The sequence below is a fragment of the Fructobacillus apis genome, from assembly GCF_023893635.1.
Classification (GTDB): Bacteria; Bacillota; Bacilli; order Lactobacillales; family Lactobacillaceae; genus Fructobacillus; species Fructobacillus apis.
This window is the reverse complement of record NZ_JAMWYK010000004.1, coordinates 74,072-87,703: the sequence shown is the minus strand read 5'-3', so window position 1 is coordinate 87,703 and position 13,632 is coordinate 74,072. Positions and strand designations below refer to the sequence as shown.

Annotated in this window: 13 protein-coding genes; 3 read left to right on the top strand and 10 right to left on the bottom strand. The window is 47.9% G+C overall.

The window, feature by feature from the left end; translation table 11 throughout:
- Positions 1-131: 131 nt before the first annotated feature.
- The 6 genes from NFX39_RS04630 to NFX39_RS04605 all read right to left on the bottom strand — a co-directional run bounded on the left by NFX39_RS04630 (position 132) and on the right by NFX39_RS04605 (position 6,270).
- Positions 132-461 carry a hypothetical protein gene (locus tag NFX39_RS04630; protein WP_252443477.1) on the bottom strand — a complete coding sequence of 110 codons (330 nt, stop codon included), beginning with the start codon at positions 459-461 and terminating at the stop codon, positions 132-134.
- 167 nt (positions 462-628) lie between these two features.
- Positions 629-1,192 (bottom strand): NAD(P)H-dependent oxidoreductase, encoded by a 564-nt coding sequence (locus tag NFX39_RS04625; RefSeq protein ID WP_252443475.1) that lies wholly within the window; start codon positions 1,190-1,192, stop codon positions 629-631.
- Positions 1,193-1,334: 142 nt separating this feature from the next.
- Entirely contained in the window at positions 1,335-3,281 is a 1,947-nt protein-coding gene (locus NFX39_RS04620; RefSeq protein ID WP_252443473.1) for a S9 family peptidase, read from the bottom strand.
- Between the two features lie 32 nt (positions 3,282-3,313).
- Positions 3,314-4,153 (bottom strand): MetQ/NlpA family ABC transporter substrate-binding protein, encoded by an 840-nt coding sequence (locus NFX39_RS04615; RefSeq protein WP_252443471.1) that lies wholly within the window; start codon positions 4,151-4,153, stop codon positions 3,314-3,316.
- Positions 4,154-4,180: 27 nt separating this feature from the next.
- A complete protein-coding gene (locus NFX39_RS04610) occupies positions 4,181-4,894 on the bottom strand; it encodes an aspartate/glutamate racemase family protein (protein ID WP_252443469.1) in 714 nt (237 codons plus the stop codon).
- A 134-nt stretch (positions 4,895-5,028) separates the two neighbouring features.
- Positions 5,029-6,270: an NAD/NADP-dependent octopine/nopaline dehydrogenase family protein gene (locus NFX39_RS04605; protein WP_252443467.1), complete on the bottom strand. Its 1,242-nt coding sequence runs from the start codon at positions 6,268-6,270 to the stop codon at positions 5,029-5,031.
- Positions 6,271-6,784: 514 nt separating this feature from the next.
- Between NFX39_RS04605 and NFX39_RS04600 the strand changes: the two genes are divergently transcribed.
- Positions 6,785-7,318, top strand: a complete 534-nt coding sequence (locus tag NFX39_RS04600) for a GNAT family N-acetyltransferase (protein ID WP_252443465.1) — start codon at positions 6,785-6,787, stop codon at positions 7,316-7,318.
- Positions 7,319-7,394: 76 nt separating this feature from the next.
- Here NFX39_RS04600 and NFX39_RS04595 read toward each other — a convergent pair whose 3' ends face one another.
- Both NFX39_RS04595 and NFX39_RS04590 read right to left on the bottom strand, forming a co-directional pair.
- Positions 7,395-8,174 (bottom strand): alpha/beta hydrolase, encoded by a 780-nt coding sequence (locus NFX39_RS04595; RefSeq protein ID WP_252443483.1) that lies wholly within the window; start codon positions 8,172-8,174, stop codon positions 7,395-7,397.
- Positions 8,175-8,251: 77 nt separating this feature from the next.
- Complete coding sequence (locus NFX39_RS04590) at positions 8,252-9,004, bottom strand: SDR family oxidoreductase (RefSeq protein ID WP_252443463.1); 753 nt, start codon at positions 9,002-9,004, stop codon at positions 8,252-8,254.
- 84 nt (positions 9,005-9,088) lie between these two features.
- Here NFX39_RS04590 and NFX39_RS04585 point away from each other — a divergent pair, with 84 nt between their 5' ends.
- Complete coding sequence (locus tag NFX39_RS04585) at positions 9,089-9,526, top strand: MerR family transcriptional regulator (RefSeq protein ID WP_252443461.1); 438 nt, start codon at positions 9,089-9,091, stop codon at positions 9,524-9,526.
- A 42-nt stretch (positions 9,527-9,568) separates the two neighbouring features.
- On the opposite strand, the gene purB is transcribed toward NFX39_RS04585, so the two are convergent.
- Positions 9,569-10,864, bottom strand: coding sequence for an adenylosuccinate lyase (gene purB / locus NFX39_RS04580; protein WP_252443459.1), 1,296 nt, complete (start codon positions 10,862-10,864; stop codon positions 9,569-9,571).
- A 208-nt stretch (positions 10,865-11,072) separates the two neighbouring features.
- Here purB and NFX39_RS04575 point away from each other — a divergent pair, with 208 nt between their 5' ends.
- Positions 11,073-12,353, top strand: a complete 1,281-nt coding sequence (locus NFX39_RS04575) for an adenylosuccinate synthase (protein WP_252443457.1) — start codon at positions 11,073-11,075, stop codon at positions 12,351-12,353.
- A 95-nt stretch (positions 12,354-12,448) separates the two neighbouring features.
- Here the strand turns inward: NFX39_RS04575 and NFX39_RS04570 are convergent, their stop codons facing one another.
- The gene (locus NFX39_RS04570) at positions 12,449-13,480 is read right to left on the bottom strand and encodes a zinc-binding dehydrogenase (protein ID WP_252443455.1); all 1,032 of its coding nucleotides are present in this window, start codon (positions 13,478-13,480) and stop codon (positions 12,449-12,451) included.
- Positions 13,481-13,632: the final 152 nt, after the last annotated feature.

Below are 13,632 nucleotides of genomic sequence, written 5' to 3'. Positions count from 1 at the left end.
AGAAACAAATGAATTGATTAGAATGTATTTAACGGACGTAGCTCAAAATATTTTATACACTTATTTTTGTCCAATTTCTTGACATATGAGCCTTCAACGGATTTGAAGTCGTTTTCGTATTCATTGAATGCTTATTTACTTGGGAAAATACCCCGAATCACTTCAGAAGTTAAGGAATATCGGCAAACAGGAAAGTCTTCTTTTTCCTTATCGGATAAGGCTTGCAACTGCTTTTCAAAGATCTGGCAAGCAAGGCGAGGAACCTTTTGGTTTGAGCTTCTGTGCTCACCTTTTTCTCGATCCCGCCCAATCTTTTCACCGTCTTTATTGATGAAGACAATGTCTTCCGCCCTGTAGCAGTCACCTAGACGTAGATTGTTCATCGTAAATTCTTTGTCAGTTGAAGTGATATTGTCTGCCGTAATCACTAACTCAAATTCTTGTTCTTTTTGATTAACCATGTACTTCTCACTCCGCTTCTAATCAACATATAATTAATTTGATTATTCACAATCAGTATACCAAAAAAGAACGATCCTCGTTTTCACACGACGATCGTTCTTTTGTTTTGCTGTGAGTTTGGCTCGGGCCTGACTTTTATAGTCAGCAAAGTCGCTTGATTAGCAAATCAAACTTCCTTCGCACATCGATCCATGAACGCCTGACGTTTCTCCAACATATCCTTTTTCGTGATCATGTCACCATGCACGAGCACCTTCTTCACCTTGATTCCGACGAAACCAAGGACCAGGTTTTTCATGCGATATATGTTTGATCCAAAGAAGGATTTCGTGAATCCAGCTGGGGCACGACTCGTGATGAACAGCTTGGCTGTTTTGCCTTTAAGCAGCTGATTAATCTTCGTTACTGATACGTATTTATACACAAAACCTGGCGTAAATACCCGATCAAAGAACCCCTTTAAAATGGCAGGTTCTGCTGCCCACCAAATTGGATAAAAGATAGCGAGTTCATCAGCCTCTTGAATCATTTGTTGATATTTGTTTGGCTTGCTTTCATCATCCATGTGCTTGCGATAACCGTATGCCAAAACGGGATCGAAATCTTCGCTGGCCAGATCAATCATCGCAACGTCGTGACCAGCTTTTTTAGCAGCTTCTACGTAATTCAACGCGTTTGCGTGCGTGAATGATTCGGTATCTGGGTGTCCTTGAATAACTAATATTTTCATTGTTTACCTCTGAAAGCAGTTGCTTTCCCTTTCTTAATTTTAGCACAGTTTGTGGTACCTCATTTTAATGGCAAAAATCACGCCCCTCTTTTCATACAGAGTGCGTGATTTTGCTTTGCTTTCAATTCCTTAGCGCCCTACTTTACCACTTTTCAAACCAGTCCACGATATCATTCAATCGTTGGATACGGAGTGCTGGTTGTCCTGTTCTGGACAAGCCGTGGTATGAGTTTGGATACAAGATGTAGTCAGCTGGTGTTCCTGTTTGCTTAATGGCACGGAACAACGCCTGACTCTGGCTTGTTGGGCAACGACGGTCCATGGCACCGTGCTGAATCCGCGTTGGCGTCTTGATCTTATCTGCGTGAGCCAACGGTGATTTTTGCCAGTAGTAGGCGGCAGCGCCTTCATCCTTGTACAGGTCACAGCCCATCTCGGCGGATACAAAGCGCACACCAATGTCTGAATTAAGATACAAATCTGACCAGTTTATCGCTGGGCGTTGCACGATGGCCGCCTTGAAGCAGTCCGTGTGTGAAATCGTCCAGGCTGACAAGAACCCACCGTATGATCCACCCGCAACATAGAGAGCATTTTCATCAATAATGTCTGAATACTTGTCTAACACATAGTCCAAACCAGCGATGACATCGTCATAATCGACCTCACCGTAGTGTCCCATGACCGCCGTCGCAAAGGCGTTACCATAGCTCAAAGAACCGCGTGGATTCGTGTAGAGCACGTGGTAGCCCTCGTTCGCCAACGCCTGGAACTCGTGGAAGAACGTGTCCCCGTATGCCGAGTGCGGTCCACCGTGAATATAGAGAATCAACGGTGCCTTCTTTTCGTCCGTCTTCGCCTTCGTCAACCAGCCTTCCACGGCCACTTGCTTGTCCTTTGACGCATACGAGAAGTTCTCAACCTCGGCATAAGCGTGCGTCTTTTCGTATTCGGCGTTTGGATTGTAAATCAGCTCTTCCTGATCAGATGCCAGGTTCAAGCGCTTCAATTCAGAAGCCTTTTCGGGAGTCGACGTCGCAATTAACAGGTTGTCGTTGTCAATGATGGCAAAGTCATAGACGTCCCGTTGCCGGTTATCGACCAAGTAGCAGCTCTTACCATCCCAGATATACAGCTGGCTGTGCCCATGCTTGTAGGCTTGGAACACGTAACGACCGTCTGAGAACCAGCGTCCACCCAGGTATGAACGGTTGCGGTTCAAGTCACTATCGATGTTGTGCCCGTAACCGACATCCAAGTCTTCATCCGGACTGATGTTCGTTAACGTTTCCGAGTCCAAATCATAGACATAAAGCTGGTTCGCTGTTGCGGAGTAATCCTTGTAAGTTGAACCAATAATGGCCACTTGTTTATTATCCGGTGAGAACAGCGCGTCCGTAAAGAGACCGTTTGGGATGCTTTTGGTCAAAAGGCTTTCGCTTTGCTTCTCAAGATCAAAGGCGTATACGCCCTTGGCATCCACCAGCTCCGTTTCAGAAAGCGGCTCTTCCTGCTTCAGGTACAAAACCGTGTTTCCTGTTGCATCAACGTCCTTGAGGTCGAAGTCCACGCCTTTTTCAAAGACCGTTTCCACTTCCCCACTTTCTAAATCAAGCTTCTGTAAGGCGTAAGTGTTGCTTTCTGGCAACCACCCCACCCCATCGGCGCTGTTTTGGACGCGTGTCACGTGTCGGATACCAAGTGAATCAAGGTCATTCCCCTCCTTCACCGTCTTAAAGAACAAGCTTTTTGTCCCCTCGTTTAGGTGAATTTGTTGAACAGAATGACCGTTCGTGATTGTTTCTTCCGTTCCAGTCGTCAAATTTTGTTGGATGATTTGGAAGTCAGAATCGATGAACTTGTGTCGGTAAAAAAGTTGGTCGCCGAAGACAGTCGGGTCCAAATTTTGACCATTTTTTGTAAGTGCACTGGCATTACCGTTGTTATCAAGAGAGTAAATGTCTGATTGGTAGTCGTTTTCTTTTTGATCCAGTCGATTCAGTAAAAAATAGGCTTTGTTACCAACCGAGACGGGTTGGGTCAGACTTTTTAATTCATATAAATCGTTAATTTGTACACCGTTTGTCATAAGGCAACCTCCTGTTTATAGTGTAACGCGAATTATTTCTTAAAGGCAGGGTCATCCCAAACCGCGATGGCACCCGTGTTGGCCTTGTTATCGATGAAGTCCTTCACGTTGTCAGACTGGTAAGCCTTCACGAGCTTCTTGATGGCTGAGCTCTTGGCCTTCTTCTTCGTTGTAGCGATGATGTTCACCCCGTCGTGCTGGCTCTTATCAAGCGGACGCACCCAGATGGCGTCCTTGATGCTGCGACCCGCACCAACAATAAAGCTGGAGTCAGGGGATGCCAAGTCGACTTCTGGAAGCACGCGAACGAGTTGGTCCGTTCCGAGTTCCTTGAACTGCAGGTTCTTCGGATTATCGACCACGTCCTTCAACGTTGGGTCCTTGACCTTGTCGTCCACCTTGATCAAGCCAGCGGCCTGCAACGTGAGCAACGTGCGTCCCTGCGTGATCTTCGTGTTTGAAATGGCCACCGTTCCACCGTTTGGAATTTCGTCCAAGCTCTTGTGCTTGTCGGAGTACAGACGGCCAGAAGACAGCGTCGTATCACCTACTGGAACAATATCAGACTTATGTGTCTTATTCCAGTCATTCAAGAAAATATAATGTTGGAAGGCGTTTGCGTCGATATCTCCTGACGTCAACGCGGCGTTTGGCTGCGTGTAATCCGTGAAGGTCTTGAGTTTGATGTCGAGCCCTTCCTTCTTGGCGTTCTTCTTGATCAAGTCCCACTGTTCGTCGGTTTTCTTGTCACCGGCCATGATGCCGACCGTCACGGTTTCGTTGCTCGACGCCTTTTCGTGGCCTCCAAAACTTAAGTAGCCAACGCCCAACAAGACGATGGCGGCTGCGATAATTTTTGCTGTTTTTGTCATAGTAATTTTCCTTTATTTGTCTAATATTTAGTATCGTTTTTGTTCGACCGTTTGGTGAACGAAGTTAATTAAGGTGTTAAAGTCAAACACGCCCAGGCCCGTTTTCTCCTGCACCGCTTTGGCATACGGTGGCAGATCACTGCATTCGAGTAGCACCGCCCCAATTGAAGGATCTTCCTCCACAGTCTCCTTTGCCAAATCGGCTAAAGCGACCTCCAGAGCGTGAGAATCCAACGGCTCAATCCCGTAACGAATAGGCGCAAACTCCGCTAACTGGGTCACGTCGACCAAGATATAGCGGTCTAAGTTTGTATTGCCCACCGCCTTCAGGGTTGTCGCAATGTTCTCACCATTTGCAGCAAAGATCGCGATCTTTTGGTCAGCTCCTAAAGCACTTTCAATCAAAGGTACCTGGAGCAAGCTCGACGTGAAGACGGGAATATCAACGTTCTCTTTGAGCACGTTCTGGAAGTTGGCGAAGAAGCCACAGGCACCGACAATGGCACGTACGCCAGCGGCTTCTAATTTCTTTGCGGCCGCTACGATCCGTTCCGTCAATGCTTCGTCCCCTTCAAACAGCGCTTCGATTTCAAGGTCAACGATTTCGTATAATACCGGAAAGTCAAAGGTATTGGCGTTAGCCACGTTACCGACGACCTTTTCGTAGTCGAGGTTCGGTGCCAAAATTCCAATGGTATAGCCGGCAAATGCGTGCCGATTGTGTTGTTGGTTGTTAGACATATCTGCCTCCTTTTGTTTCACGCGGCGCGATAACGCAATCAAGTATGTGGCGCTATGATATGTGCGTGCAATTATTTATGCGGCGTATTCATCTATGCAGCGCAACCACATATGTCGCTAGCACTTTCGATTCATCATGCGCTGACTTCTTGTTGGTCTTCTTCCGGATACGTTCCAATCGTCAAGTAATCCAGCAACTGGTCGTGGTTCAATTGACCAATGCCAAGATCATCCAGCGTGACGCCTTCTTCATAGAAGTTGCGTTGCAGCATGGCTGAACCTAGCGTGATGATGCTGTCGATGACCGGCGTTTCAATACCGAACTTCTTTCCGAGTTCGTGGTAGATGTGGCAAGCGACCGGAATGTCTTCGGTCACGTAACGGTTTTGAATGTCGAACGGTCCTGTTCCAAAGGCCATCTCGAACTGTTCGTCAAAGGATGAGAAGGAACCGTCGCCCATGTATTCCGGTCCCAAGATGTTTGACCGAGAAAAGAACGTTTCCTTTGGGTAGTGTTGCATTTCGACTCCAATCTTTTGAGCCAACTGTTCCTCTTCTTGGTAGAAAGCGTATTGAACTTCCGAGACAGATTCGGTGTAAACGTGTGAGTAGATGGAGAAGTCCGACTTGTCGTTTCCTCCAAAGACACGTCCGTAGTTTTCAATGACTGCGGCCCCTAAAATACTTCCTGGACAGTGCAACGTTGGGTTCACGTTGGAGAATCCGATGTCGAGCACCGTGTCACCGCTGGCGGCACCATCACCAAACGTGACGGAATCAAAACAACCAAGTGATTGAGAACTTTCTAAGAATTCTTCCTGATCCGCCTTTGGCAAAGCAGCTCCTCGCAATGAGATGGCCCGGTAGCGGAAGAAGACACGCTTGGAATCGATTCCTGCTTGCTTCACGATTCGCGTCCCGTATGGCGTGCTGGACCAACCACCGATAATGACTCGGACATCGGATTGAATCCGACGGAGTTCCTTGCGCAACTTCAACGAACCGAAGTTGTCCGGTAAGATGTGGACGATTTGTCCATCCTTTAATACCGGTGCTAGCTTTTTAAAGAAGGCGTCGTGTCCAATGGATGGCACGGCGACAATGACATATTTGGCACCGTCTAAGGCCTTTTCAAGGTTGTCGGTGACCAGGTCAAAGTGCGCGATGCCTGACCGGCGGAAGTTGTACTTGTTCCATTCGAACCCTTCGACCTCAATTCCTGACTTGTCCAGGTCTTTTAAGGATTCCTTTGCGAATTCTGGCAGGTCATACAAGCGAACCGTGTTTCCTGCTAACTTACAATCGGCGGCTAATGAACGCCCAACTGCACCGGCTCCCAATACGGCGACGACCTCATTCTTTAAATCTCTTGTCATGTTGTGATACTCCTCTACTCTTTTTGCTGCTTCATGTGTTTCTTGTTTTGCTTGTTATTTTCTAATGATGTTAAACGTCCCTTCCTAAAATTCCTTCTCCCCTCTTCGTTTTGTTTTTAGGGCAATAAAAAAGTCCCGTAGTCAAAAGACTACGGGACGACTAAAGATCGTGTTACCACCCTGAATTCTAGAAAGCATCACTACTTCCTACTCGATAGGTACGGCTTAAAATAGCGATACCCTGACGCGATAACGGGCGCACCCGGCGTTGGCTAACATGTTGCTCACCTTCACTAAGAACTCAAGGACCATTTTCAAAAGCTTAAGAGCATCAACTTTCACCAACAGTTGACTCGCTGTGGAACCGCTACTTTTTACTCTTCCTGTCGTTGTTCGTTGCATTAAGAATAGCAACCCGATTTTCGAAAGTCAATAGAAAATGATAAAAAGATTAGAGAAATGTGATATTATTTAACACAATCAATTAATAAGAGCACAACGGAGGCCTTTTACCATGCAGATTCGGACAGCAAAGACAGACGATGCCCCAGCATTATTAGACATTTACCGCCCACACATTGAAAGCAGCACGACGAGTTTCGAGTATGAAGTCCCCTCGGTCCTGGAATTTAAAAGCCGGATTCAAGAAACGCTTCAAAACTACCCTTACCTAGTGGCTGAAGACAACGATCAAATCCTTGGTTACGCATATGCTCACCCCTATGGTGAACGTGCGGCCTTTCAATGGTCGGCTGAAGTCTCCGTTTACATCGCCGACGAAGCTCAGGGAAAAGGCGTTGGCCGTCTCCTTTATGAAACAATCGAAGATATTTTGCAGCAACAAAACGTTGTCAATGTGACAGCTTGCGTGACCGGTGAGAATCAAAACAGCATCGCTTTCCATGAGCACATGGGTTATGAAGTGGTGGCACAGTTCAAGAAAATCGGTTTCAAGAACGGTCGCTGGTTGGATACTTTCTGGTTACAAAAAGAGCTGGATCGACCGGACCAACCAAAGCCCTTTATTCCATTTTACGAGATTCCTTAGGGGCAATAAGCGAATAATTTTATCGTCACGATCCGGACAACATTATAAAAAGGCAGCCGCTAGGCTGCCTTTTTATTTATAACTTATCCGTCAAAAACTTCACCAGCAGCTCGTCCACCTCTTTATTCTCGTGGAGCTTTGAGTGTTGGGCGTTCTTACCCGAAATCAACCGTTCCTGATAAGTACTTGGCGAGAAAACGAAGGACTTCAGCGATTTCGACGAGTTATTCGGAACCGTCGAATCCGATTGTGTTGATCCCGTCCTGTTCCCGTAGATGTTCAAAACCTTAGTCGGATTATTCTTATAATAGTTTTCAAGACCAGCCATAGCCTGATAAGAAGCAGTCTCTTGTGTTGGCTGACCGTTTTCATTCAAGTCCGAGAACGCTGCTTCTTCACGATTCAAGCCGTTAAAGTGACCGGCGATATCGATTTCTCTTTTGACTGTTGGTAATTGATTACTTGGCTGCACGTGGCTTTTCAAATAGTAAACAATGGCCATGTTACCCATGGAGTGTCCAATCAAATTCACAGTTTGAATGCCCTGTTGATGCAGCTGGGTCATGATGGCAGTCACCCAGCGGTTTGTCTTGGCAAAATCCGTATTCTGATTATCAACAAACTGAACCAGATAGACCGGGTTTTTATCGCCCGCCTGGGCTTTCCCACTAAAGTCGACCTGTCCATCCTTTGAAACCGTCACATTGATGCGACGGTTGGATACACCCTTGGCTACTAAGTATTGGCTCATTGACTTTTCAGCGTTTCGTGACGATCCGTACCCATGAAAGAAGACGGTTGCTTCAGTTGGTTTTGGACCGGTCGACTGCTTATTTTGTCGAGCCAAGAAAAACACCGCCATGACAATGATAATGACAATGGGGATGAAAATTAGACAGATTTTTTGACGTTTTTTCATTAAGATTCTTTCGATTAAATTTCTTGTTTTCTTGGACGAATAATCATCTCGTTCACATCAACGTGTTCCGGTTGATCGACCATGTAGGCGATGGCGTTGGCGATATCTTCAGCTCGTAATGAATAGTCCGCATCACCAGAAAATGATTCAGCAAGATTCTTCTCAATTGTCTCGTTGCCAATCGAATGAATTAATTCCGTATTGGTAGCTCCTGGCGAAACAATGGCGGAGCGAATACCATTTTTATTTTCTTCTTGACGCAGCGTTTCCATAATGGCACGAACACCGTATTTAGATGCAGAATAAGCGGCACCGGCAGGCATGACAACGTGACCGACAACCGAAGAAGTGGCAATCACGAGACCGCTTTGTTGTTTTTGCATTTGTGGTAACACTGCTTTAATACCGTTCAAAACACCAATGAGGTTGGTATCAAAAATCTTCTTCCAGACATTGATATTATAGTCTGGGTCAGACAACATCCCGAGGGGCATTACCCCTGCATTGTTGAACAAGACATCAATCCGTCCATAGTCTTGAATTGTTTGTTCAATGACAGCCTGAACTTCGTCGGGGTTAGCAACATCAGCAGCAAGGTAGCTGAGATTTTCGGGAAAGTCCACTTCGTCTTTGATTGCTTCCAGACGTTCTTTACGTCGTCCCGAAATCATGACTTTGGCGCCCTCTTTGTTTAACTTAATTGCTGTTGCACGCCCCATTCCAGAAGTAGCGCCCATAATAATAACAACTTTATTCTTAATTGCCATTTTGTTTCTCCATTTCTTTTGCTTTATCTGTTAACATAGTTAATGATAAACCCTGAAGTTAACTTTAGGTAAAGGGGAAATTTAATGAAATTAACAATTGGTGAAGTATCAAAGAAAACAAATCTGTCTGTTCCAACCCTTCGATATTACGATCGCGAGGGACTTTTCCCCGGACTGCAACGTGAATCAGGCATTCGGAAATTTTCTGAACAGGAGCTAGCTGGCATTCAAGTGATCGAATGTTTGAAAAAGTCCGGACTATCCATTCCCGATATTAAGCAATTCATGGACTGGACCACACAGGGTTCTGAAACTTTTGAAGACAGAAAAAATCTTTTCATTACACAGCGGGAACAAGTAGAGAAGCAGTTAAACGATTTAAAGCAAGTCGACAATTTGCTACGTTATAAATGCTGGTATTACGAAACGGCGATGAAACTGGGATCTGAGGAAGCCGTCAGGGCGATTCCATTTGACAAATTACCTAAAGATATTCAAGAAAACTACCCATTTGAACAGTAAAAAAGGCGCTTTTTGCGCCTTTTTTATTGGATCAAAGGCTTTTCAGGCCAAACCAAGTCGCTTGAACACCTCATCGACACGGCGAAGGTGGTAGCGATAATCGAAGGCGTCAGACAAAGCATCCTCGTCGAGTGTCGCCTGAATTTCAGGCGACTTTTTGACAAGAGTTTCAAAGGAAAGCCCTTCGTCCCAAGCCTTTGCGGTTAAAGGCTGGACCAAATCGTAGGCGGCTTCACGGCTCAAACCAGCGTCAATCAGCTTCAGCAGTACACGTTGGCTGTAGATAAGACCCCCGGTCTTGTCCAGGTTGGCCTTCATGCGGTCCGGGTAGACCTCGAGCTGGCGGAGAATCTTCGTGAAGCGCGTCAGCATGTAGTCTATGAGGCTCGTCGCATCCGGAAGTACGATGCGCTCGACTGATGAGTGCGAAATGTCGCGCTCGTGCCAGAGCGTGATGTCTTCGTAGGCGGGCACCAGGTAGCCACGCAGCACGCGGGCCAGACCAGAGATGTTCTCGCAGCCGATTGGGTTCCGCTTGTGCGGCATGGCAGACGAGCCCTTTTGCTTCTTATCGAAGAACTCCTGAACCTCGCGGATTTCCGTGCGTTGGAGTGATCGGATTTCCGTCGCAAAGCTTTCGAGCGATGATCCAATCAGGGCGATTGTTGCCAAGTAATCGGCGTGCAGATCCCGCGGCAGCACCTGGCTCGAGATGGGCTGGTTCTGCAGTCCAAGTGACTCACAGACATACTCTTCGATTTCTGGTGAGATGTTTGCAAAAGTCCCAACCGCACCAGAGATTTGGCCGACCTCTACTGCTGCGGACACCTCCTCGAATCGCTTTATCTGCCGTCCAATCTCGTCGTACCAGCGGGCCAGCTTGAAGCCCCAGGACGTCGGCTCGGCGTGCACACCGTGCGTGCGGCCAATCATGACGGTTTCCTTATATTGAACGGCTTGCTTCTTTAAGAGCTCGTGCAGTGTTGCCAAGTCCTCGCGGATAATGGTGTTTGCTTGCTTCAACCGCACACCGTTGGCCGTGTCCACCACGTCCGTGCTCGTCACACCGTAGTGAATCCACTTCTTCTCGTCGCCCAGAGTCTCCGAAACCGCACGGGTAAAGGCAACTACGTCGTGGTGCGTCTGCGCTTCGATTTCTTCGATTCGCGTCAGGTCGAAGCTGGCGTTGTCTTGAATGGCCTTAAGGTCGGCTGCGGGAATCAGCCCCTGCTTGGCCCAGGCTTCATCAATGGCGATTTCAACTGCCAGCCAGGTCCTGTACTGGTTTTCCATTGACCAGATTTGTTGCATGGCGGGACGAGCGTAACGAATTAACATGAGATACCCCTTTTATTATGTTCTGGAATAACTCAAGTTTAGCACAAAATCCGAACGATTGTCCGTTTATTTATCGTGTTTCAGTCATATTAACGCTATATATTTAGATAAACACGAACAATAGACGAATATTGTCCTTGTGTTTTACAAAATTGTCCGTTATGATTGTCTCGTTGAGTCAAAGACACAGAAATACAGGAGCTAAAAAATGCCAGCAACAGTTATTGTCGGAAGTCAATGGGGAGACGAAGGAAAGGGTAAGATTACGGACTTTCTTAGTCAGAAAGCGGATTACGTGGTGCGTTACTCAGGTGGTGACAACGCCGGACACACTCTCGTTCTCGGGAATCAGAAGCTGCACCTGCAGCTGATTCCATCGGGTATTCTGCTGAAAAACGTTCAAAATATCATCGGAAACGGTGTAGTTTTGAACCCCGAGACTCTCTTTAACGAAATTGCCTACTTGAAGGAACACGGCGTAGACGTCGATAACTTGACGGTTTCAGACCGCGCGCAGGTCATCATGCCCTACCACCGACTACTCGACCGTCTTCAAGAAGAACGCAAGGAGCAGCAGCTCGGCACGACCCAAAAGGGAATCGGACCGGCTTACATGGATAAGGTGCAGCGAATCGGAATCCGAGTTAGTGATTTGATCGAACCGGAAACCTTAAAGAAGCGTTTAAAGACCACCTTGGCTGAAAAAAACGAGCTTCTGACGAAGCTCTACGGGGTGGATCCGATTGACTTTGAGCCTCTCTATGAAACGTACAGGGATTACGGTCAACTGCTGAAACCGCTGGTCGCTGACACCTCTTATCTGATTAACAAGGCATTGGATGAAGGAAAGAAGGTGCTCTTCGAAGGTGCCCAGGGAAGCATGCTGGACATTGATCAGGGAACCTACCCCTTCGTCACGTCATCGAACCCAATCTCCGGTGGTGCGACGGTTGGTGCTGGCGTTGGTCCTAAGCGCATCAGCGAAGTCGTGGGTGTGGCGAAGGCCTACACGTCCCGCGTTGGTGAAGGCCCATTCCCAACCGAATTAAAGAACGAAATCGGCGACACCATCCGCGAAGTTGCCCACGAATACGGTGTTGTGACCAAGCGTCCCCGCCGAATCGGTTGGTTAGACACGGTAGTTCTCCGTCACGCGATTCGGATTTCTGGAATGACGCAGCTGTCCCTCAACTGTTTGGACGTTTTAACTGGTTTTGAGACGATTAAAATTGCGACGGCCTACCGTTTGGACGGTAAAATCATCGATCATTACCCTGCCAGCAACCAAGAGGTGGCTCGCTGCGAACCAATCTACGAAGAGCTCCCCGGTTGGACAGAAGACATAAGTACAGTGACAAGTATTGAGAAAATGCCGGCCAACGCCCGTCAGTATTTGAACCGTGTATCCGAGATTGTTGGCATTCCGCTTCACACGTTTGCGGTTGGCCCTGACCGGGAAGCAACACACGTGCTAACGAAGATTTGGTGAAAATAAAACGGTTTTTCAATGAATCTGCCCCCTGCCATTCATTGAATGGCCACAAAAAAAGAGACGTATCATGCGCCTCTTTTTATTTTGCTATTTTAAAAGACCAGCAAGGACTTAATCGCCTCACGCTTATCCATTGCCTCGTAGGCCTTCTGGATATCCTTCAGCTCAAACCGTTTTGTAAAGACCTGGCCAGGATTGATTTCGCCATCCAAGACGGCCTTCAAGAGTGAACCACGGTCGTAGGTCGTCACGGCTGCGATACCACCACGGAGACCGATGTTTTTCATGAAGAGGTCCTTCGTGTTCATCATTGGGTCCTGTGGGATTCCAACGCGACCAACGACGGCACCTGGACGGCCGAGCTTCACGGCCGTATCAACGGCTTGTTCCGTTCCAACACATTCGAGAACCGCATCGGCACCGGCGCCCGTCAGTTCCATGACGTGGTCGATTGCGGCCTGGTCACGTTCCTCGACGATGTCGGTAGCGCCAAAGTCCTTCCCGATGGCCTGGCGGTCAGCGTGGCGGGACATCAAGATAATACGGGATGCGCCCAGCAACTTGGCTGAGATCACACCACAGAGGCCAACGGCCCCGTCACCCATCACAACGACCGTGTCGCCCTTTTTCACTTCAGCGGTGAAGGCGGCGTGGTAACCGGTGGCCATGACGTCTGACAGCGTCATGAAGGACTTCAGTTGGTCCTCCGTGTAGTCTGCTGGTTGGCCAGGCAGCTTCACGAGTGACCAGTCGGCGTTTTTGTACCCGATGTATTCGGCTTGGTAACCGGTTGACCCGGACTTGTCTGGGTCCAGGCAGTCACCGTCGAATCCGGCGAGGCAGGCCTGACATTCCCCACAACCATGCGTGAACGGCGCGATGACGAAGTCACCCGGCTTGACCTTTGTCACGCCAGAACCAACTTCTTCAACGATTCCGATGGCTTCGTGTCCAACCTGAGCGCCTGACTTACGGTCTGAGAGCCCACGGAAGAACCAGAGGTCGGAACCACAAACGGAGGCTCGGACGGTCTTGATAACGGCGTCCTTCGGTCCCTGAATGGTTGGCTTGTCGATCTCGCGCATTTCGACCTGACCCGACTTTACGAATACTGCTGCTTTCATGTGTTTCCTCCTTGTATCTTGCTTTGACTTGTTCTAGTAAATGACACGTCTATTATCGCAGGCTTTTCGTCTCTTGGCAAAGTCAAAAGCGACCCCGATTCCTTCTTCCACCCAACGGACAATACAAAAGCCAGCAAACTGCCCGATAAGCC